This window comes from Peribacillus sp. FSL M8-0224, assembly GCF_038003055.1.
GTDB lineage: Bacteria > Bacillota > Bacilli > Bacillales > DSM-1321 > Peribacillus > Peribacillus frigoritolerans.
Genome location: NZ_JBBOOJ010000001.1, coordinates 926,837 through 948,496, shown reverse-complemented (window position 1 = coordinate 948,496; position 21,660 = coordinate 926,837). Strand labels below are relative to the sequence as shown.

Here is a 21,660-nt window from a genome sequence, read left to right as displayed (position 1 = left end):
TTATTTTCCCTCCCCGACACGTCTCACACGGTTTTCAAGATAACCTATTTTGTCGATTTCGATTTTGACAACGTCACCATCTTTTAAGAACACTTGCGGATCACGGGCTACTCCTACCCCACCCGGTGTTCCTGTTAGTACGATGTCACCTGGTTCAAGAGTCATTAAGTTCGATAAGAATTCAACTAGATACTTCACATCGAATACGAAGTTGGATGTATTCGTTTTTTGGCGTTCTTCACCATTTACCGTTAATCGGACATTCAAGCCCGATGGATCGGACAGTTCATCGGAAGTGACTAACCAAGGCCCCATCGGAGCACTTCCTTCAACCGTTTTCCCTTGTAGCCACTCAAGTGTACGCCGTTGGATATCACGGTAAGTGACATCATTCGCAATTGTATAACCAGCTACATAATCAAGAGCATCTTCTTTTGAAACATTACGTGCTCTTTGTCCGACAACAAAAGCGAATTCCGCTTCATAATCCAGTTGTTCCGAGATTGGGAAAAACGGTATATCATCCTGGGGACCGATAACTGTATTGGCGAACTTTGCGAATACTACAGGGAATGGCGGCAGTTCACGGCCCATTTCAGCAATGTGTTCACGGTAATTATGGCCGACACAAATAATTTTGCTTGGCTTTTGGACAGGGGCCTCAAGCTTTATATTTTCAATTTCATGTACCAATTGATGTCTGAAGGAATCACGATTGCTAATAGCGTAGTCAGCAGCCTTTTGCGCGATGGAAAGGCTTTCATTTCCTCCCTGTAAAAACTCCTCCATTGTTGCAGGGACATAAGCGTCAGCAATTTGTTCACTGCGAAGTTTCCCTTCGCTTTCAAGTAGCGCTTGATAGGCATAGTTCAAGTCAACTACTACATTTTCCGGGTAAATTGCACCGATGCGTTTAAATCCTTGACTGCTGAACGTTACTAATTTCATATTCATTCTCCTTTATTAATCTGGATTTTTTTAAAACCTCTTTTGATGCCAACATCCTAATTCTGCTGGATTCGCTTCACAAACCAGAATTTGAATGACTGTACACCTTATCCATTCCACTTATAGATAACATTGTTCACTATTTATATAAATAATAACTCAATTTTCGCAATATTGTCAAGAAAGTATTGCAAATTTTTGTGCAAATGTTATCATCTACACCATTATCAGTACTGCGGAATCAAAAAGTTCGTTATTCATTTAATAGGAACATATATTGATAGCTTCAAGCATCCGGCGGTTTTTTCTGCTGAATTTCATGTATATTTTACATATTCTGATATACTAGACCTAAATTAAAACAGATTAGGGAGATTGATTTATGGAAATCGTAAAATCCGGTTCGACGATTCAATCATTACAAATAGGGATGAGCATCATAGATTTACTTGCTTCCCAAAGAACTCCTTTAAGATTCTCTGATATTCAGGAATTAACGGAGATAACGAAAAGTAACCTCTATAAGTATTTGAATACTTTGACTCAACTGGAGTTACTATATCGCGATAAGACAACCGGTATGTATCACCTTGGGAGCAAATTGATTCAATACGGAATGGCAGCGATAGGAAATGAGGATGTAACGAGCAGAATAACTCCTTATTTACAGGAAATCAGTCACCATACTTCCTGCACGGTCCTTTTTTCCGTTTGGACATATGATGGACCAATCACTGCAAAAATATGGAATTCCAATCAAAACTTAAACATAGGGGCACAGTTAGGTACGCGACTTCCGCCATCATCCTCTTCCGGAAAGGTATTCACTGTATTTCAGGATCCTTCCTTGACGGCGGAATGGATTGAAAAAGATCGTAATGTTACGGGCTCGTTCATTAAAGAAACAAATGAATATGATGAAATTCGGAAATACAAAATAGCTTTTGCCAAAGAGCCTCTTGTACCTTCCGTTTCCTCCATGTCCATTCCGGTTTTTAATTATAATTCCGAATTGTTGGGAGCAATCACTGCCGTTGGGTTCACCGAGAACATTCCTGATCATTATGAAGATCCTTTAAGCGTCTATTTAAGGAAAAGCTGTTTGGAAATCTCGAATATATTCGGTTATTCCGCTGAATAGAAAAAAGCAGGAAGAAGGATGGCGACCATTCCTTTTTCCTGCTTTTAGATGTTTCATGGCTTCCGCTTATAGGTCCATATCCGATTATGATTGGATGTTTCAGGAAAAGAATCCCCAGCATCAAGCTTTACCATTTTCGGATTCACTACCGTGCTGCCCGTTTCACCGATTTCTACGTAGGTCCCATTATTCGGTGCCTTCTGTCCTGGCTTAAATTGACGATTTTGCCCCATAGATTTCACCCCTTTACATGCTTTCCCTGTTATTATTACCAGGTTCCTACCTTTCATGTCAGAAAAATTAGGTACATACAGGAAATTCGGCTAATTAAAAAGCGTCTGTTCTCTGAGCAGAACGTCTTTTTAGGTTTTTAAAAATTGACCGTCGATTGGAACGTAGGACACTCGCGCCATTGCGCCTGCGGGGTCTCCTTTGGACGCGCTTTTCCCGCAGGAATCTCGAACACCCACTCCAATCAACTTTGTTTTAACATTAAGGATAGATCCTTTTACCTGCAGTCCTTTTTGTTTTAAAAAATGGATTAAAACTCGAGGTAATAGGGATGCTTTTCTATACATGGTTCTATTCAGCGAGATCAATTTGAAATGATTTACTTTAAATCAACTGGTACCATCGAACCTTTTGGTTCGTAAAATGAAGGCAACAATTGGTGTCTTTTTTCATTTAAACTTGATGGAAGATATGTTTTAGAGGTAGGACGCCCAAGTATTGATCAAGTTATTATTTTCTAACTGCTACAAATAAAATCAAAAAGGTTTCGGAATGAGACCATTCCGAAACCTTTTTTTCTACAAACTGAGTGACTGATCTCTGAGGTAAGCTTTTTTGGTTAAGACATTAAGTCCACCAGGACCGCCTTTTGGGCATGAAGGCGATTTCCGGCTTGGTGGAAAACGACGGAATTAGGACCATCGATGACTTCAGCCGTAACCTCTTCCTCCCGATGTGCAGGCAGGCAATGCATGAATAAATAATCTTCTTTAGCAAGTTTTACTAGCTCACCATTGATTTGATAATCTTTAAAAGCTTCTAAGCGGATACCATTCTCGATTTCCTGCCCCATGGAAGTCCAAACATCCGAATAGACGATATCCGCATCTTTTATGGCCTCCGAAGCTGAGGTTGTCACCAAAATTTCACTGCCAGTCTCTTCTGCCACTTTTTTAGCATAGGCGACGACCTTTTCATCAGGTTTGTAGGCGTCAGGACACCCAATGGAAAAATCCATTCCCATTTTTGCACAGCCTACCATCAATGAATTCGCAACATTATTGCCATCACCGATATAACTCATCTTCAAGCCTTTTAACTGCCCTTTTATCTCGATGATCGTCAAGAAGTCTGCAAGTACCTGACAAGGATGTGCAAGATCTGTTAACCCATTGATGACTGGGATAGAAGCATTTTCTGACAATTCCAGGATTTTGTCATGCTCGAAGGTACGAATCATGATGCCATCAATGTATTCAGAAAGGACTTTTGCAGTATCGGAAATCGTTTCACCACGTCCAATTTGCAAGTCATTGCCACTTAGGAACAAAGCGTGCCCGCCAAGCTGCATCATGCCCACTTCAAAAGAGACACGGGTACGGGTAGACGATTTTTCAAAGATCATCCCCAGTGTTTTCCCTTTTAAAGGCGTATATTCTTCACCTGCTTGCAATTTGCCTTTAATGGTCTGCGCTAGCTTTAACAAATCTGCAATTGCCGTTGGTGTGGACTCTTTCATGGTCAAAAAATCTTTTCCATTTAAAATCTTCGCTTGTGTCGGTGCCGTCATTGAACTCATACGTGTGACACTCCTTTCGTATATGGTACAAGCCATTCCTGAAGCGAGGTAACCCCTGGATCAGCATTATCCACCGATTGCAGATAGGCCTTGAACGTCTCTTCTTCCGTAAAAGCAAGCAGTCGGTATTTCGCTGCAAGTAACCTTAGCTGCTTATCTTCCTCCGTTGTTCCATATGCCAAAACGACCGCCGCATTTCCTTCATTTAACCATTTATCAAAATCTGAATTCCCCAATGTCAAACCTGCTTCTTTGATTTGCACTAACAGGTCTTCACTTAATTGAACTGATTCTGATTGATAAACGCCTGTGGTATGATTAGCTTTTTGAGCATGGAACACTTTTGTCAACGCTTCATTTACCGTTTCCCCGATGGCGATTCCTTCACCTGTTGATTTCATTTCCGGACCTACCTTCGAATCAAGTCCGCTTAGTGCAAAAGTAGAGAATACGGGATATTTGACAACTGCATATGGAATTTCATCCATTAAGCCTGTTTTTTCGAACGCATTCGACAATGAATATTTCCCAAGCAATATTTTTGTCGCTATTTGCACTAAGGCCACATCGGTCACTTTACTGATGATTGGAATTGTTCGACTTGCACGAGGATTCACTTCCAATACGTATACACTATTTCCCTCGATCACGAATTGGATGTTCATAAGACCTTTATAACCAAGTTCACTAACTAGTTTTTTAGCATAAAGGGTCATTTTATCTTTAATATCATCCGTTAAGGATTGAGCTGGCAATAAAGCCATGCTATCTCCTGAATGGACGCCTGCTTTTTCTATATGTTCGGCAATGATGGGAATATAAACATCATTTCCATCAGCAATCAAATCGATTTCGGCTTCCTTCCCTGGAATATAGGAATCGATCAACACGGGATAGATTAGTGCCGTTCCATTAGCCATTCTATTCAACAAGCTTTCCTTGGAGCGGATGATTTCCATTCCCTGGCCGCCAATTACATAGGATGGGCGTAAGAGTACCGGAAAGCCGATGGCCTCTGCCCGGGAAATTAATTGTTCTTCTCCATTAGCCATTGAACCTGGTACATGGGGGATATCCAGTTTTTGAAGAAGCTGATAAAAACGATCACGATCTTCTAATTGATCAAGCGTATCGAAGGATGTCCCCAACAAATTGACCCCGTATTCTTCCAGGCCTTTAGCAAGGTTTATCGCAGTCTGCCCGCCAAACTGGACGATAACATCTTTTATGTCTTCCGCTTCTATTACATTAAGAACATATTCAAGGGTCAACGGTTCGAAATAAAGGCGATCTGCTGTCGCAAAATCCGTGCTTACCGTTTCCGGATTATTATTGATCATGATCGTTTCAACATTTTCATCCTGGAGTGCATAAACACCGTGAACTGAACAATAATCAAATTCTATTCCCTGACCGATGCGGATCGGGCCGCTGCCAATCATCAAGACTTTCTTTTTATCCGTTTTTTGCTGTTCGTTCTCACCAAAATATGTTGAATAGTGATAGTTTGTATGTGATTCGAACTCGGCTGCACATGTATCAACCGTTTTGTAAACCGCCGTAACACCCAGTGATTTCCTGTGTGCTCTCACTTCCATCTCATTTACTTTCCATACGGAAGCAAGATAGCGGTCTGAAAAGCCCTTTTCCTTGTATGACTGAAGTTCTTCCCTTGTTACCTGATCGATTGCCTTAGCTTCAATCTCCATTTCGCTTTGGATCAATGAAGCAAAGGATTTAAGGAAGAAATAATCTATGGCTGTCGCTTCATGGATTTCTTCAATCGTCACGCCTTTTCTAAGCATTTCAAAAATGACAAAGATTCGTTCATCCGATTTTTCGGCAAGCTTTCCCCAAAGTTCAGGAATGGTTTTATTTTTCAGTGATGATAGCTGCAGCCCAATCGTTTTCAATTCCAAAGAATCGACGGCCTTTTGGACTCCACCCTCAAAGCTGCGGTGTAAAGCCATGACTTCACCAGTTGCCTTCATCTGTGTTCCCAATTTGCGGTCGGCGGTCGTGAATTTATCGAATGGCCACCTCGGGAACTTCACCGCTACATAGTCAAGCGCAGGTTCGAAACTTGAATATGTGCTTTTCGTTACAGGATTGATGAGCTCCGATAAATCGTAGCCGACAGCGAGCTTTGCCGCTATGCGGGCAATGGGATAACCTGTTGCTTTTGAAGCTAGTGCCGATGAACGGCTGACGCGCGGGTTCACTTCTATTAAATAATATTGCTTGCTATTCGGATCAAGTGCAAATTGAATGTTACAGCCGCCTATAATCCCTAAAGCAGAGATGATTTTAATGGATGCGGCACGCAGCATCTGAAACTCATCGTCCGATAAAGTCTGTGATGGTGCCACGACGATCGAATCACCTGTATGGATCCCTACCGGATCGATATTTTCCATATTACAGATAGTGATGCACGTATTGTTGCCATCTCGCATAACCTCATATTCGACTTCCTTAAAACCAGCTATACTTCTTTCAATCAAGCATTGTGTAATTGGGCTTTCTTGCAGTCCGCCCCGTACAAGTTCCTTAAAGGTCTCCAGTGAATCGGCAATACCACCGCCAGTTCCGCCGAGTGTATATGCGGGACGAACGATGATGGGGAAACCGATTTTGTCGGCAAAAGCCAGCGCTTCTTCAAGAGTATGGACAATCGTACTATCGGGAACGGGTTCACCTATTTCAAACATCAACTCACGGAACAGCTCACGATCCTCCCCTTTTTTGATAGAATCGATCGGAGTTCCCAATAATTTGACCTTATATTTTTCAAGTATTCCAGCATCATCCAACTGATAAGCTAGGTTCAATCCTGTTTGACCGCCTAATGTAGCGAGCAGGCCATCCGGCTTTTCTTTGGAGATGATCTTTTCCAGTACATCAACCGTTAAAGGTTCGAAATAAACAGCATCCGCATTCATATCATCAGTCATGATTGTTGCCGGATTGTTATTGACCAGTATGACTTTATATCCTTCTTCCTTTAAAGCGAGGCAGGCCTGTGTACCTGCATAATCGAATTCGGCGGCCTGCCCGATGACAATCGGCCCCGAACCAATCACTAAAATGGTCTGTATCGTGTCGTCCTTAGGCATAAGCTTTTTCTCTCCCGCTATAATCATTTATCATTTGTAAAAAGTCTTTGAATAGTAATGAACTCTCGATAGGTCCTGGATTTGCCTCTGGGTGGTACTGGGTAGTGAAGATTGGCAAGTCTTCATGCATGAGTCCCTCAACCGTGTTATCATTCACGTTTCTGAATCTCACTTGAAGCGATGTTCCTTGCAAGCTCGGTTCATCAACCTCGTAACTATGATTCTGCGAACTCATATACACCTTTTTCGTTTTCAAATCGACCACGGGCTGATTCGCACCGCGATGTCCAAACAGCATTTTTTTTGTATTTCCACCTAAGGCAAGGGCCGTTAATTGATGACCGAGGCAGATGCCCATCGTGGGAAAACTCGTAATGATCTTTTTTATGTTTCCTAAAAGGTATTCAAGCTGTTTTGGATCCCCAGGCCCATTTGAAAGCAAAATACCATCTGGCTTCAAGTCCTTGATTTGCTCGAATTCCGTATCGAATGGTACGACAGAGACTCGGCAGCCTTGAGCGACCAATGAATCCAGGATTGATTTTTTATAGCCGAAATCCATCATCACAACGTGCTTGTCGCCTCCACCAAATCTCTCGACAACCTTTGTGGATACCTCAGCTACATGGGCTGATAAACCATTCAGGCTGGGTACGACAGTGTATTTTTCTTCAGCTGTGATGACTGCCTGCATGGAACCTTCCTGTCTTATATTTTTAACGACCGCTCTTGTGTCCACATGGCTTAAAAGAGGAATGTTCCACTTGTCTAAATATTCACCAATTGAATATTTAGCCTGATAATGGGAATGGCTCATATTTCCTTCATATACAATCACACCGGCAACATGCGGCTTTTTACTTTCAAAATCATGTTCATTGATTCCGTAATTTCCGATTAGTGGGTATGTGAAGATGACAATCTGGTCCTTATATGAAGGATCTGTCAACACTTCTTGATATCCGGTCATTCCTGTAAAAAAGACAATCTCTCCAGTGATTGTTTTTTCAGTCGATTTAGTCAGCAGTTCCCCTTCAAAGACGGAACCATTCTCTAAATATAGATAGCTTTTCATGATCTTCACCTCTTTAGATGATGTATATTTATATATACAATAGCATAATTATTCATTTTATTCTATAAAAATTCAATAAATTTAGACAGTTTGTTTTATTGCCAATACTTTTTTAATTTTATTTATCGCCGTATCGATCTCCGATTCGGAAACAGTCAGGGATGGAAGTAAACGAAGTACTTTAGGACCTGCACTCAATACAAGTAAGCCCTCTTCTTGCAATTCCATTAAAAACACCTGAACATCTTGTTTACATTCAATTCCGACCATCATTCCCAGACCGCGAATCTCTTTCACTTCTTCGATGCCATTCAATGCTTTTGCCAATTCGCTCTCAAGGTATTCCGCCTTTTTAACGGTTTCTTTTAAAAACCCTGATTGAAAAATTTCCTTTAATACAGCTTCGGCTGCTGAGACACTAACTGGATTCCCTCCAAAAGTGGATCCATGACTTCCAGGGTCAAAGAATACAGACAACTCTTCCTTCCCAATCATCGCCCCGATTGGCAGGCCATTTCCCAACCCCTTTGCCGAAGTGATGATGTCCGGCAGGATATTGAAATGCTGGAATGCAAATGGCTTTCCTGTACGTCCTATCCCAGTCTGAATTTCATCTATGATAAGGAGAGCTCCGTGTTCTTGGCATTTAGTTTGAATCGCGTCCAGATATGATTGCTGTACAACATGGATGCCGCCTTCACCTTGCACGATTTCAATCATTACAGCTGCCGTATTTTCATCGATGGCTGCTTTCATGGCATCATGATCATTAAATGGAACATATTCGAACGAAGCTAGCATCGGTCCGAAACCAGTCTTGATTTTTTCCTGTCCCGTTGCCGCCATCGTTGCAAAAGTACGGCCGTGGAAAGACTGCTGACAAGTGACAATTTTGCTTTTCCCGGTAGCTTTACGTGCTAGTTTGATGGCTGCCTCATTCGCCTCGGCACCGCTGTTGGCAAAGAACACCTGACTTAAACCAGAGGCATCAGCCAGCATTTTTGCTGTCCGTTCCTGTATGGAACTTTGAAACATGTTCGATACATGCCAATATTTATTAAGTTGTTCCGCCACGGCCATTTTTACCTTCTCATGACAATGTCCAAGATTCAAAACTCCGATTCCGGATGTGAAATCCAGATACTCTTTACCTGTTTCACTCGTAATCTTCGATCCTGACGCTTTTCTTGGCTCAATGTCCCACCTAGCGTATGTAGGAAATAAAGAACTCATTGAAATACCCCTTCTTCCTGAAGAAATTTTGTACCGATGAATTGTCCGCCTTGATAAAAATGATCTTTCCCACTAACGATCATCACTTCTTCAATCCCTTTATTCAGCACCGACAAGGCTGTATTGACTTTCGGGATCATTCCGCCATGTATACTTCCATCCATGATCAAATTCTTCGTTTCCGTTTCATTCAATTTCTCAATGATCTGCCCATTCTTCAAGACCCCCTGAACATCGGTCACAAATAAACACATATCAGCCGATAGTGCCTTAGCTACAGACCCGGCAGCCATATCGGCATTCACATTTAATTTATTGCCTTCTTCGGTAGATGAAATGGGCGTCAATACCGGACAATAGCCTTTTTCGAATAAAAGCCCGAATAATTCCGTATTGACTTGTTGTATTTCACCAACAGCCCCAAGTTTCTGTTCATCGATATACTCACCTGTGAGAATTCCGCCGTCCGAGCCATTTAAACCGACTGCCTTGATGCCATGGGCTTCCAATTTATGAACGAGGCTGCGGTTCGATTTGCCTGCCAGCATAAGTTCCACAATTTCCAGCACTTCTGTGGTCGTTTTTCTTAACCCATCTTCAAATACTGGTTCAATTTCAAATTTTTCAAGCATTGAATTTATATCAGGGCCGCCCCCATGCACAAAGACAATATGGTATCCCCGGTTTTGTAACTCTTTAATACTATTGAAAAACGACTCCGATAACTCATTAATGATGCTGCCGCCGCACTTTATGACTAATATGTTCATACTTTTCACCTCTTACGAACGATAGCTTCCGTTTATTTTCACATAATCATAGGTTAAATCGCAGCCCCATGCCGTGCCTGATTCATTACCATCTTTCAAATAAACATGAATGATGATACTTTCATTTTCCAAGTATGCTTTGGCTTCTTCCTCAGAAAACATAATCGGCTCACCGTCTTTAAGTACGACGATATCACCAAAAACGATCGTTGTTTGATCCGGATTGAATCTCACTCCGCTTCTTCCCATTGCAGCTATGATTCGTCCCCAGTTTGCATCCGCTCCAAAAGCTGCCGTTTTCACAAGATTTGAACCGACGATCGTCTTCGCCATCATCTGTGAATCTTGTTTCGTATGCATGCCATGAACATTCACTTCTATCAGTTTAGTCGCACCTTCTCCATCTTTCGCAATTTGTTTGGCGAGGTTTTCGGAAGTTTGTTTTAATAATTCCAGGAAAATGGACCATTCTGGATGGTCAGGTGTCAAAGGTTCATTGTTCGCTTCTCCATTCGCGAGCACCAACACCATGTCGTTCGTTGAACAGTCGCCGTCAACCGTGATTTGATTGAATGTATCATTGGTAATCGAGGATAATGCTTGCTGTAAATCATGCGGTTCAATGACGGCATCCGTCGTAATGAAACCTAGCATTGTGGCCATGTTTGGATGAATCATTCCCGAACCCTTTGCAGCACCGCCCATTTTCACGGTTTTACCGTCGATGATTGTTTCATAACCACAACTCTTCGTTACAATATCCGTTGTTAAAATGGCGGTACCGAAAGCTTCAGCAGCTTCAGGTGTATTTTCTGGCTGTAATGCCTCTATGCCGTTTCTTACTTTTTCCATTTCCATGAATTCCCCTATGACTCCCGTTGAAGCCACTGCAAATGAATGGTCCTCCAAACCGAACTTTTGAGCCGCAAGCTTCCTCATTTCATTTGCATCTTTTAAACCTTGTTCACCTGTACAAGCATTCGCACAAGCACTATTCACTACAATGCCGTGAAGTTTTCCAGTAACGGCAATACTGTCTTTCGTTACATTGATTGGAGCGGCTTGAACGACATTTTGTGTATAAACGGCCGCGGCTGAGGCTGGGACATCGGTAAAAATGATGCCAACGTCCTTTTTAGAATAGCGTAATCCTGCATGGACACCCGACGCTTTGAACCCTTGGGGCATTAAAATGTTTCCTTCTTGAATTTGTTTGATTTCTTCAACTGACTGTAGTGTATTCATTGGTTCCCTCCATAGTTTACGGATATAGCGGACTGTTCCATAGTCCAGCCGTTTCTTCTAGTCCCATTAATATATTTGCATTTTGAATGGCCTGCCCTGCGGCACCCTTCACTAAATTATCAATAACCGAAACCACCGTTACCTTACCTGTTCTTTCATCATAATCGACGCCAATGTCGCAAAAGTTCGATCCGTATACCTGTTTCGTGGATGGATAGCGATCAAGGGGCTGTACCCGAACAAATGGGTGGTTCTCGTAAACCGTTTCGTACAAATCCTTTAATTCAACATTTGAGGTTTCCCGATTTACCTTTATATACATCGTTGCCATAATCCCTCTTGTCATTGGAACAAGATGGGTATTGAAGGTAATGGGCTGTAAACCTGATGACCATCGCCCAAGCTGTTGCTCGATTTCCGGTATGTGTTGATGTTGATTCACCTTATATATCTTAAAGTTCTCATTCATTTCACTAAAATGGGTGACTGCAGAAGGTGATTTACCCGCCCCTGAAACCCCGGATTTTGCATCGATGATCACATCGGCATCCGCTCCGGCCAACCCTTCAGTGAATAAAGGGGCAAGACCTAATAGTGATGCGGTTGGGTAGCACCCAGGATTTGCAATGATCGTCGCTTTTTTTATAGCTTCGGCATTCCATTCAGCCAATCCGTATACGGCTTCTTCAATAATATGCTGAGGCGCTGCCGGTTTTTTATACCAGTTTTCGTATTCACCTGGAGTTTGAAGCCTAAGATCTCCTGATAGGTCGATCACTTTAATATCGAGATCAGAAAATTCCGAAATCAATTGCGATGAAACGCCCGAAGGAGTTGCAAGAAATACAATATCGGATTTTTTTGCAATCGCTTCCGGGTCGATTTCTTCTAATGTATCTTTCATATGCATTAAATGTGCATTTTCTTCATATAAACTTCGACCAAATTGGGATGAAGTATGCAATGATTTTATTTTAAATTGCGGATGATTATTCAAAAACCTTATTAGTTCCATTCCTCCATAACCCGTTGCACCTACTATTGATACGTTCATAAAACCATCTCCTATAATTTCAGGTCCCTGTCAATCTTTGATTCTATTATTATAAGACTGAATAAAAATAAAATCAAATGTATTTTTATAAAATTATAAACATAAATTTTAAATGAAATATTATCCAACGAAATTCCTAGAATTATCCAAAGTTGTTGACTACTAGGTTTTTTTCCGTTTAAATCAAAGGTAGTAATTGAGTAATGACGGTTTCTGAAAGGTGGTCATATGCATGAATGAATTATCGTTATCCAATCGGATGCAAGCAATTTTAGATAATAAACAACAAATTAAACATATGGAAAAAGGGCGCTACCTTTTTCATGAGAGCACCCCAGCAAGTGATTTGTATTACATTATAAATGGGAAAGTAGAAGTGAGTAAGGTTGTTCCCGACGGTCGGGAATTAACTATACGCATTAGTTCGGAGAATGATTTGGTTGGGGAGACAGTCTTATTTTCTCAAAATCCTAAATATATGATGAATGCAAAAATGATGGAAGATGGTACTGTCGCGGTTATTTCCAAAGAAGCATTAGAAGAAAAAATCGCCTCCGATAGCCATCTCGCAGTCGAGATGATGACATGGTTATCCGCTCAAAACCGTAAAAATCAGGCTAAATTCCGCGATATGCTCCTGCACGGTAAGAAAGGTGCATTTTACTCCACCCTCATCCGTTTATCAAATAGCTATGGCACTGAAGCGGAAGACGGCAAAGTTATCAATCTTCCCTTTACAAACCAAGAACTCGCCAATTTTTGCGGCACATCCCGCGAAGTAGTCAATCGAATGCTCGCTCAATTAAGGAAAAACAATGTCATCTCCATTAAAAAGGGCCGCATTACGATTCTTGACTTTGACTATTTGAAACAGGAAATCGACTGTGAAAACTGTCCAATAGAAATCTGTACAATCGATTGAATCCTTTCCCATAAAAAGCAGCAATACATAAAGCCTTAATGATCTTAATAATGAATGGAATTTATTTCAGACTAATCCATCCTTAGGACCATTGAATTATTTTCATTACCTTGTATCCTAAATAAAAATGCATAAAAAAAGTATAAACATGGATTTCGCCATTGACCGGCATCATGTCCTGACAACTATACAAAAAAGGGATGGCATAGCTGCCATCCCTTAATTTTTCATTCGGACGGATTATCCGCCAATGAATGACATTTCGATTTTTTCCTGTTTCTTCACCGTTCCCGCTGCCCGCTCATCCGAATAGCGGTCGTCCCTACGGTTCCAAAGTGAAATGATGAACCCTGTCAATTCTTCATCGGTCATGTCGGAACGGAGCAATGACTTCAAGTCATGTCCCTTTCCATTAAACAGGCATGTATATAAACTTCCATTAGCAGAAAGACGTGCACGTGTACAACTTGAACAAAAAGACTCGGAAACCGAGGTAATGAAGCCTACTTCTGCAGTAGTGCCCTTATAGCGGAAGCGTTTTGCGACCTCTCCAAAATAATCTTCTTCAACTGGTTCTAGGTCGAATTCGGTTTGGAGCATTGCAAGCAGTTCTTTTTTCGTAATGACATTCTTTAACTGCCAGCCATTTGTATGCCCGACATCCATGAATTCTATATAGCGTAATTGAAGGCCCTCATCTTTACAAAATCGGGCCATCGGCAGGATTTGAGATTCATTGGTTTCTTTTTTGACTACCATATTCACTTTAACGCCAAGCCCTGCTTCTTTAGCAGCAGCGATGCCTTCAATAACGGGCTTTATGCCGATATCCCTGCCGTTCATCTTCTTGAAAAGATCGTCATCGAGGCTGTCCAAGCTGATATTCACCCTCTGCAAACCAGCTTCCTTCAAATTTACGGCATGTTTTTTCAAGAAGACCCCATTCGTGGTCAGTCCAATATCTTCAATACCTTCAATTTTAACGAGATTTGAAATCAAAGTGGTAAGATCTCTTCGGAGTAATGGTTCCCCGCCAGTCAACCTTAGTTTTTTTACCCCTAAGCCTGCGAAGATTTTAGAAAGCCTTACAATTTCCTCATAAGATAATAGCTCACTTTTAGGCAGGAACTGAAAATTCTCGTGAAAAATTTCAGCAGGCATGCAATACTGGCAGCGAAAGTTACAGCGATCTATGACTGAAATCCTTAAATCCCTTAGTGGCCTGTCCAATGAATCTTTAATTTGACTGTTCAATTAACCACTCCTAGCCGAAAGTATTAGAAAAAAACCAGAGCATAAAAAGTGGCTCCTTGAATGGGTTCACTTTTTTTGACTGGCTTTTCATTTCTATTACAGAGTTATTATTTGATACCTAATGCAATTTTAGCATATCTGGACATTTTGTCTTTCGTCCATGGCGGACTCCAGACTATCTTCACGTCCGTTTCCTTGACCTCCGGGATATCTTCCAGAACCAATTTAACTTGATCGACAATCGTCCCAGCCATCGGACAGCCCATTGCTGTCAATGTCATCGTAACGGTGGTCAGACCTTCCTCATCCATATCCACATCATATACCAAGCCTAAATTAACGATATCTATACCAAGCTCAGGGTCAATGACCTGCTCCAAAGCTCCAAGAATAATGTCTTTTGTATCTTGATCCACTTCAATCACTCCTTTTATGGAAAATCTCTAGTTTGTCGCTTTCATCATTATGTCCATATAAGCATCATAACAGATTTTGAGTGAGTACTTAAGCATTTTGCACAGCAGACAGTAAATGTTTCGCGAACCAGTCCGCTGTCTTAAGCACTCCTTCTCTGCTGACCTTATGCCCAGCCTTAGGGTCAAGGATAAAATCAATTTTTTCATCTGCCTTGTCATACCCTGCTTTGACCCCTTCATAAAAACGGTATGCATGCTGATAAGGTACAACCGGATCTTTGGCACCATGCCAAAAAAGAAGCGGTCGGTCGCAAAGCTTATCCTGATTAAGACTCAAATCAAATGGCTTAAGCTGTTCAATCACCTTCGCAACTTCCTCATCAGTAGCTGGGAAATCAACTTTCCTTTTCTTAATCTCCTCCATTTGGAGCTCTGCATACGCGACATATGATGGGTTCCCCATTAAACTGACTCCGGCGGAAATCCATTCATAAGCAGCAAGGGCCCCATTAGTAACTATTCCCCCCATTGAAGTACCTGCCACGCCAATTCTGTCGGGATCAATCAATTTTCGGGATAATAAATCATCCTTCAGCAAAGATAAATCCTGGATTGTTTGTAAAACCATTTCCCAAAAACGGGGCATCATTTGAGAATCACTTAAACCGGCTCCCCTTTCCCCATGATGAATCACATCGGGTAGAAGCACACGAAACCCCTTTTCAGCCAATAAATAAGCATAGTGCAGATTATGTTCTTTTGCACTTTGAAAACCATGTATAAAAATAATAAGCGGCAATTCCTGATTGAAAGTGGTTTGTTCCCCTAAGTGCAAGACAGGAATTTGTCCAATTCGTTCTTTTTCAATTATTATCAAGTTAACCCCTCCGATAATTTGTTCCGGTCTTTTCAATCCATTATCAAAATGGAATTCATTACCTTTAAATCTGAGCTTCGCTTTAATTATCATAATCCTGGATATAGTAATATCATACAGGAATGCATAAAGAATGAAAAAGATTTACATTTACTTTAAAATAGGCTTAACAATATTTGCATATAATGAAATCAAAAAGAACAGAAGGTGTGTACATGACTGAGAAACATTTAATCGTATTGGATCTTGATGGTACTTTACTTACAGATAACAAAACAATTTCTTCAAGGACTAAAAAAACACTCCTAAAACTTAAAGAAGATGGACACGAGGTTATGATCGCCACCGGGCGCCCCTTTCGCTCAAGTGAACTTTATTACCGGGAACTGGGGCTGACTACACCAATCGTTAATTTCAATGGCGCTTTCGTCCATCACCCATTACATACAAGCTGGGGGGTATACCACTCTCCACTGGATATAAATGTTGCGAAAGAAATTGTCGAAGCGTGTGATGAGTTTACATATCATAACATCATCGCTGAAGTCCGGGATGAAGTTTATGTCCATTATCATGATGAAAAGTTGATGAACATGTTCAATCTAGGAAATCCGATCATGAAGACAGGTGATTTACGCAATTACCTTCAGGATTCCCCAACTTCGATGCTGATTCACACAGATAGTGAATTCGTAGGGCAGATTCGCCAGCATCTATCCGATGTCCATGCAGAATTGGTCGATCACCGCCGCTGGGCAGAGCCTTTTCATATCATCGAAATAATAAAAAGCGGGTTAAGTAAAGCAGTAGGGCTAAAACGCGTATCCAACTATCTGGAAATTCCTCAAAACAGGATAATCGCTTTCGGTGATGAAGATAATGATTTGGAAATGCTCGAATATGCGGGAACCGGGGTGGCCATGGGAAATGCGATCTCACCAGTAAAAACGGTAGCAAATACGACGACATTGACGAATGAAGAAGATGGTATAGCCGTCTTCCTCGAAGAAAAATTCAATATGAAAGCCTAATTCGTCATTTTTTACCTTCATAATATTCAACTTTCAAGCCAAACTAATATGGACAACAGATTTATTCCGTTGTCGACAACGCTCAGAATCGGAGGAGATAAGAATGGGTAAAAGCAGTAAATCTAAACGATTTGTACAGCAGGGCAAAGAAAGTGTTGCCAGGCATGCCGAAAAAATCCCTTATCACACTACGTTTGAAGAGGCAGAAAAAGACAGGTTAAGAATTATGTCTGAACAAAGCTATGGTGGCTTCTAATGGGAAACAAATTATTCCAAAAGGCTAGGGAATTTGTTGAAGAAGCTCTCCACTCTGAGCATGACGGTGACCAGCATAAGACAGAGGAAATCGCTAAAAACGCTCTTTCATCAGCCTTTGCCAATACGAACGAGGCTGAAAAAGAACAATTGCGAGAACTCCAGCAAGAGCTGGAAAATCACTCTAAATAATGTGAAAGCCTCCAGGGATTCCTGGAGGCTTTCGCTTTGTTTTTCATCAATTGTTATTTCGTGCCTTACCGCCTTTTTCACCGATCTCCTTATAAAAATCTTTACCATGGGAATCAGCAGTGGCTTCCCCGCCCTTTTGTCCAATTTCCTGATAGAATTCCTTATCATGATTATCCGAAGTGGCTTCTCCGCCCTTTTGCCCAATTTCCCGGTAAAAATCCTTGTCGTGATTTTTAGAAGTGGCTTCCCCGCCTTTACGGCCTGCTTCCTGCCTGCTCATTTTTTCGTCGTTAGCCATTTTAATCACTCCTTCATAAGATTTTAAATTGGCGCTACAGTATTAGAATTAGCCGTTTTGTACAGGCAATAAACTTAAAACGCCGAAATACCTCCTTTTGTAATAGAAGTGTAATGGCCTTGATTTTTATTAATATCATTCCCTGCGGAAAGTCCCAACAATTCCTGACGTTTCTATGATGTTTGTGAATGCGTGTGGATCAACTTCCTTGATGATCTTTTCAAGGTCATACAGTTCATACCTTGTAATGACAATCAATAACATTTCCTTAGTTTCGTTAGTGAATGCACCTTTTGCGGGAACTCTTGTAATTCCGCGAACTAATTTAGCATGGATTGCCTGTTTAAGCTCTTCGCTTTTCTTTGTAATGATCATGGCCGTAAGCTTTTCATGACGTGTATGTATCGCGTCCACGACACGGGTCGATGTATAAAGGGTAACAAGTGTATACAAAGCTTTTTCCGGTCCATAAACAGCACCTGCCGTTACAATGATCACGCCATTCAGCAGAAATAAATAAGTCCCTACAGGTTTATCCTTCTTCCGTGAAAGAAGCATGGCGATAATATCCATTCCGCCAGTCGATGCTCCGTATTTCAAGGTGATCCCTACACCAACTGCAGCTATGACTCCGCCAAATACCGCATTCAATAATATGTCAGGTGACCAGCGTGTAATCGGGATGATTTCCATAAAAAAGGACATCAAGGCAACGCTGAGGAAACTATAAAAGGTGAAAGACTTTCCTACCTTTCGCCAAGCAATGATCGTTACTGGAATGTTCAATAAAAGCAAGAGAATACCTGTCGATACATTAAAAGGAGCAAAAGATCCAATCATCCTTGATAGAAGCTGGGCCACTCCGGTAAATCCGCTTGCATATACGTTTGCCGGTATTAGAAAAAAGTTCATTGCGATGGCATTAAGCAATGCCCCGACCACAACTATGATAATTTTCTTCATTTCACCACTGTACATCCTAAAAACCTCCATTTCACCCTTATTCTATTATCTTTTTACCCTTAATTATTTATTCTATTTACGTAGAGATTGAATTTTTACCGTTACGTGCTACACTAAAAAGTAGAGTGACCACTCATTTTCTAAAATTTGTAAAAAGAAAGCAGGTGTATTATGGCTATCACAATTTTTGCAGATAGTGCATGTGATTTGCCGTTGTCTTTCTATAAGGAAAACAATGTTTCATTAATCCCTTTACAAGTCCATCTTGACGGGGAAACTTATGAAGATTTACTTACCATTAATTCTCACGAAGTCTATCAGGCGATGCTTGAAGGAAAAGCCCCGAAAACATCGCAAGCTTCTCCAGAATACTTTATAGAACTTTTCACACAGTTTGCCAAGGAGAAAAAACAAGGGATATATATAGCCTTTTCCTCTGAGTTATCAGGAACCTATCAAACGGCAGTCATGATTCTTAATCAGGTGAAGGAAGAGTACCCTGACGTTGACATTGATATCGTCAATACAAAATGCGCTTCCATGGGCGTCGGTTTAATTGTAAAGAAAGCAGCCGATCTGGCAGCAAACGGTGCCACTAAAGAAGAAATCCTGGCTGCCATAGAATTCCAAACCCGGCATATGGAGCATCTATTCACTGTAGACAACCTTGAATATCTGGCCCGTGGCGGCCGCATCTCCAAGACATCTGCCCTTGTTGGCGGTTTATTAAACATTAAACCGTTATTGCATGTTGAAGATGGGAAGCTTGTTCCGCTTGAAAAGATACGCGGCAAAAAGAAATTGATCAAACGTGTAATCGAATTAATGCACGAAAGAGGCAAAAACTTAACTACCCAAACGATTGCCATCAGTCATGGGGACGATGAAGCAACGGCCCTGGAATGGAAGGAAGCCATCCAAAATGAATTCGGGACAACCGACTTCATGATCCATACAATTGGCTCCGTCATCGGTGCGCATGCCGGCCCTGGCACAATTGCCCTCTTCTTCTTAAACGATACCCCTGAGAAATCATAAACATACATACTCCCTTCCATAATTGTGAACAATATATATTGATCAGATAATGGAAGGGAGTTTTCACTATGTCCAAAACAACCGATGACAATAAAAGGCCAAAAGATAACCAAGCGAGAAATGCTGAAAAAAATATCGCATATCAGGAAAACCTTGCTGCAGGTAAGCACTCCTATTCGAAGAAAACGGACCATAAATGAAGCGCGGGGCTTGTCCCCCCGCTTTTTTAATATCGTTTATATAGTTGTCTTCCTATCATACTTTCTCTATAATAAAGGAAATAAACCCTGCTGGAGGTAAGTGATGGCAAAGGAAAATTCATTTGATATTGTTTCGAAAGTAGACTTTTCAGAGGTAACGAATGCAGTTACCATGGCTATGAAGGAAATACAGACACGCTATGATTTTAAAGGGAGCATAAGCAGCATCACCATTGATAAAGAAGACTTGGTTTTAGTATCCGACGATGAATATAAGCTCGAACAGCTGAAGGATGTTCTCATCAGTAAACTCATAAAACGTGACGTACCCGTCAAGAACCTGGATTATGGCAAATTGGAAGGAGCTTCTGGCGGGACCGTTCGCCAACGGGCCAAGTTAATTCAAGGCATCGATAAGGAGCAAGCAAAAAAGATCAATACCATCATTAAAAATAGCGGCCTTAAAGTGAAAAGCCAGATCCAGGATGATCAAATCCGGGTTACAGGTAAGAACCGGGATGATTTACAAGGAATCATTTCCGCGATTCGGGGCGCTGATCTATCCATTGATGTACAATTCTTAAATTACCGCTAAGTATGAAGGCCTCACCTGCTTTGGGTGGGTCTTTTTTCATTTGTTTCAACTGCCTCCATCAGCGCTCATCCTCCTCTTTTTCTTATGAATCGCCTTCATGGAACATGGAAAGACTAGTCATGTTCCCTTCAGTTAAAACATAAACCAAAATCTTTATGGGTATTTTTTCCATGTTTTCTTTTTCCTAAAAGAAGGAATAGAAAAAGCGTAGATAATTAAATGGGAGGCGTTTATATCTTGACTACTCAAAACCAAAATCAGAACAAACAAGGATTTCCACCTCAACATCAGCAGCATCAACCTGGATTGGAAACAAAAATGGAACCGAATCCTGATTCAGTTAAAGCTGCCTACAAAGGAAGCGGCAAATTAAAAGGTAAAACGGCAATCATAACGGGAGGAGACAGCGGAATCGGAAAATCAGTTGCCATTTACTACGCTAAAGAAGGAGCGAATGTGACAGTTGCATACCTGGATGAACACGAGGATGCCAAAGCGACAAAAGAATTGATCGAAAAAGAAGGCCAGAAATGTTTACTCATTTCCGGTGATATCGGTGATGAAGCCTTCTGCCAGGAAGTCGTCAAAAAAACGGTTGATGAATTTGGCGGTTTGGACATCCTAGTCAACAACGCCGGAGAACAGCATGTGCAGACAAGTATCCTGGACATTTCAGCTGAACAATTGGAAAAAACGTTCCGCACGAATATTTTCTCGATGTTCCACTTAACTAAAGCTGCATTGAAGCACCTTAAAAAAGGAAGCAGCATCATTAATACAACCTCTATCACAGCCTATCAGGGCAACCCAAAACTAATCGATTACTCTTCAACAAAAGGTGCAATACTTGCATTTACAAGAGCCCTGTCGAACTCCATTTCAAAAGATGGCATCCGAGTGAACGGTGTGGCTCCAGGCCCGATCTGGACACCGCTGATTCCTGCCTCATTCGGCGAAGAGGATGTTGCCAAATTCGGACAGGATACTCCAATGGGCCGTGCAGGTCAGCCTGAGGAATTGGCACCAGCCTATGTATATTTGGCAAGTGATGATTCATCCTATGTCAGCGGACAAGTCATCCATGTAAACGGCGGAACCGTTGTAAACGGATAAGGCCTTGCCTTTTTTCCAAAAGCAGTGGATTTCACAAATTGAAATCCACTGCTTTTACTCTTTCAGAAAGGATATTTCCGGTTAACGCGGAATATATGAGTGGGAAGGAGTGGA

The 21,660-nt window shown here is 41.3% G+C and carries 22 protein-coding genes and 1 pseudogene; 9 read left to right on the top strand and 14 right to left on the bottom strand.

Features of this window, described 5'->3' with window-relative positions; all coding sequences use genetic code 11:
* On the bottom strand, positions 1 to 948 hold the full coding sequence (locus tag MKX49_RS04550) for a fumarylacetoacetate hydrolase family protein (protein WP_323597956.1): 948 nt from the start codon (positions 946 to 948) through the stop codon (positions 1 to 3).
* 382 nt (positions 949 to 1,330) lie between these two features.
* Here MKX49_RS04550 and MKX49_RS04545 point away from each other — a divergent pair, with 382 nt between their 5' ends.
* Complete coding sequence (locus MKX49_RS04545; RefSeq protein WP_340875271.1) at positions 1,331 to 2,089, top strand: IclR family transcriptional regulator; 759 nt, start codon at positions 1,331 to 1,333, stop codon at positions 2,087 to 2,089.
* A gap of 53 nt (positions 2,090 to 2,142) precedes the next feature.
* Here MKX49_RS04545 and MKX49_RS04540 read toward each other — a convergent pair whose 3' ends face one another.
* From MKX49_RS04540 to argC, 8 genes are all read right to left on the bottom strand, one after another.
* The gene (locus MKX49_RS04540; protein WP_034314546.1) at positions 2,143 to 2,322 is read right to left on the bottom strand and encodes a YjzC family protein; all 180 of its coding nucleotides are present in this window, start codon (positions 2,320 to 2,322) and stop codon (positions 2,143 to 2,145) included.
* Between the two features lie 617 nt (positions 2,323 to 2,939).
* Positions 2,940 to 3,899 carry an ornithine carbamoyltransferase gene (argF, locus tag MKX49_RS04535; RefSeq protein WP_340875269.1) on the bottom strand — a complete coding sequence of 320 codons (960 nt, stop codon included), beginning with the start codon at positions 3,897 to 3,899 and terminating at the stop codon, positions 2,940 to 2,942.
* A complete protein-coding gene (locus MKX49_RS04530) occupies positions 3,896 to 7,015 on the bottom strand; it encodes a carbamoyl phosphate synthase large subunit (protein WP_340875266.1) in 3,120 nt (1,039 codons plus the stop codon). Before MKX49_RS04530 ends, argF begins: the two co-directional genes overlap by 4 nt.
* Complete coding sequence (locus MKX49_RS04525; protein ID WP_048686899.1) at positions 7,008 to 8,090, bottom strand: carbamoyl phosphate synthase small subunit; 1,083 nt, start codon at positions 8,088 to 8,090, stop codon at positions 7,008 to 7,010. Before MKX49_RS04525 ends, MKX49_RS04530 begins: the two co-directional genes overlap by 8 nt.
* 81 nt (positions 8,091 to 8,171) lie before the next feature.
* Positions 8,172 to 9,323: an acetylornithine transaminase gene (locus MKX49_RS04520; protein ID WP_340875264.1), complete on the bottom strand. Its 1,152-nt coding sequence runs from the start codon at positions 9,321 to 9,323 to the stop codon at positions 8,172 to 8,174.
* Positions 9,320 to 10,093, bottom strand: a complete 774-nt coding sequence (gene argB, locus MKX49_RS04515; RefSeq protein WP_340875262.1) for an acetylglutamate kinase — start codon at positions 10,091 to 10,093, stop codon at positions 9,320 to 9,322. Before argB ends, MKX49_RS04520 begins: the two co-directional genes overlap by 4 nt.
* A 12-nt stretch (positions 10,094 to 10,105) precedes the next feature.
* Entirely contained in the window at positions 10,106 to 11,338 is a 1,233-nt protein-coding gene (gene argJ, locus MKX49_RS04510; RefSeq protein WP_340875260.1) for a bifunctional ornithine acetyltransferase/N-acetylglutamate synthase, read from the bottom strand.
* A gap of 16 nt (positions 11,339 to 11,354) precedes the next feature.
* On the bottom strand, positions 11,355 to 12,392 hold the full coding sequence (gene argC / locus MKX49_RS04505) for an N-acetyl-gamma-glutamyl-phosphate reductase (RefSeq protein WP_048686891.1): 1,038 nt from the start codon (positions 12,390 to 12,392) through the stop codon (positions 11,355 to 11,357).
* 232 nt (positions 12,393 to 12,624) lie between these two features.
* Here argC and MKX49_RS04500 point away from each other — a divergent pair, with 232 nt between their 5' ends.
* On the top strand, positions 12,625 to 13,314 hold the full coding sequence (locus MKX49_RS04500; protein WP_034314560.1) for a Crp/Fnr family transcriptional regulator: 690 nt from the start codon (positions 12,625 to 12,627) through the stop codon (positions 13,312 to 13,314).
* Positions 13,315 to 13,554: 240 nt separating this feature from the next.
* Here MKX49_RS04500 and moaA read toward each other — a convergent pair whose 3' ends face one another.
* The 3 genes from moaA to MKX49_RS04485 form a co-directional block, all read right to left on the bottom strand.
* Positions 13,555 to 14,568, bottom strand: coding sequence for a GTP 3',8-cyclase MoaA (gene moaA / locus MKX49_RS04495; protein ID WP_063596475.1), 1,014 nt, complete (start codon positions 14,566 to 14,568; stop codon positions 13,555 to 13,557).
* A 107-nt stretch (positions 14,569 to 14,675) separates the two neighbouring features.
* Positions 14,676 to 14,984 carry a metal-sulfur cluster assembly factor gene (locus tag MKX49_RS04490; RefSeq protein WP_034314562.1) on the bottom strand — a complete coding sequence of 103 codons (309 nt, stop codon included), beginning with the start codon at positions 14,982 to 14,984 and terminating at the stop codon, positions 14,676 to 14,678.
* Between the two features lie 88 nt (positions 14,985 to 15,072).
* Positions 15,073 to 15,861, bottom strand: coding sequence for an alpha/beta fold hydrolase (locus MKX49_RS04485; RefSeq protein ID WP_340875254.1), 789 nt, complete (start codon positions 15,859 to 15,861; stop codon positions 15,073 to 15,075).
* Positions 15,862 to 16,076: 215 nt separating this feature from the next.
* On the opposite strand from MKX49_RS04485, the gene MKX49_RS04480 reads away from it, so the two are divergent.
* The 3 genes from MKX49_RS04480 to MKX49_RS04470 all read left to right on the top strand — a co-directional run bounded on the left by MKX49_RS04480 (position 16,077) and on the right by MKX49_RS04470 (position 17,339).
* Entirely contained in the window at positions 16,077 to 16,892 is an 816-nt protein-coding gene (locus MKX49_RS04480; protein ID WP_323597948.1) for a Cof-type HAD-IIB family hydrolase, read from the top strand.
* A gap of 103 nt (positions 16,893 to 16,995) precedes the next feature.
* Entirely contained in the window at positions 16,996 to 17,148 is a 153-nt protein-coding gene (locus MKX49_RS04475; RefSeq protein ID WP_164468789.1) for a hypothetical protein, read from the top strand.
* On the top strand, positions 17,148 to 17,339 hold the full coding sequence (locus tag MKX49_RS04470; protein ID WP_034314570.1) for a DUF3813 domain-containing protein: 192 nt from the start codon (positions 17,148 to 17,150) through the stop codon (positions 17,337 to 17,339). The genes MKX49_RS04475 and MKX49_RS04470 overlap by 1 nt, the downstream gene beginning before the upstream one ends.
* 49 nt (positions 17,340 to 17,388) lie before the next feature.
* Here MKX49_RS04470 and MKX49_RS04465 read toward each other — a convergent pair.
* Together MKX49_RS04465 and MKX49_RS04460 are read right to left on the bottom strand one after the other, a co-directional pair.
* Positions 17,389 to 17,637: pseudogene (locus MKX49_RS04465) on the bottom strand (KGG domain-containing protein); the annotation flags it as partial.
* 135 nt (positions 17,638 to 17,772) lie between these two features.
* Positions 17,773 to 18,615 (bottom strand): YitT family protein, encoded by an 843-nt coding sequence (locus MKX49_RS04460; protein WP_048686881.1) that lies wholly within the window; start codon positions 18,613 to 18,615, stop codon positions 17,773 to 17,775.
* Between the two features lie 156 nt (positions 18,616 to 18,771).
* Between MKX49_RS04460 and MKX49_RS04455 the strand changes: the two genes are divergently transcribed.
* From MKX49_RS04455 to MKX49_RS04440, 4 genes are all read left to right on the top strand, one after another.
* Positions 18,772 to 19,638 carry a DegV family protein gene (locus MKX49_RS04455; protein WP_340875251.1) on the top strand — a complete coding sequence of 289 codons (867 nt, stop codon included), beginning with the start codon at positions 18,772 to 18,774 and terminating at the stop codon, positions 19,636 to 19,638.
* A gap of 68 nt (positions 19,639 to 19,706) precedes the next feature.
* Positions 19,707 to 19,838: a DUF3941 domain-containing protein gene (locus MKX49_RS04450; protein ID WP_072272565.1), complete on the top strand. Its 132-nt coding sequence runs from the start codon at positions 19,707 to 19,709 to the stop codon at positions 19,836 to 19,838.
* A gap of 103 nt (positions 19,839 to 19,941) precedes the next feature.
* Positions 19,942 to 20,433 (top strand): YajQ family cyclic di-GMP-binding protein, encoded by a 492-nt coding sequence (locus MKX49_RS04445; RefSeq protein ID WP_034314577.1) that lies wholly within the window; start codon positions 19,942 to 19,944, stop codon positions 20,431 to 20,433.
* A 237-nt stretch (positions 20,434 to 20,670) separates the two neighbouring features.
* Positions 20,671 to 21,546 carry an SDR family oxidoreductase gene (locus tag MKX49_RS04440; protein WP_048686877.1) on the top strand — a complete coding sequence of 292 codons (876 nt, stop codon included), beginning with the start codon at positions 20,671 to 20,673 and terminating at the stop codon, positions 21,544 to 21,546.
* Positions 21,547 to 21,660 lie beyond the last annotated feature (114 nt).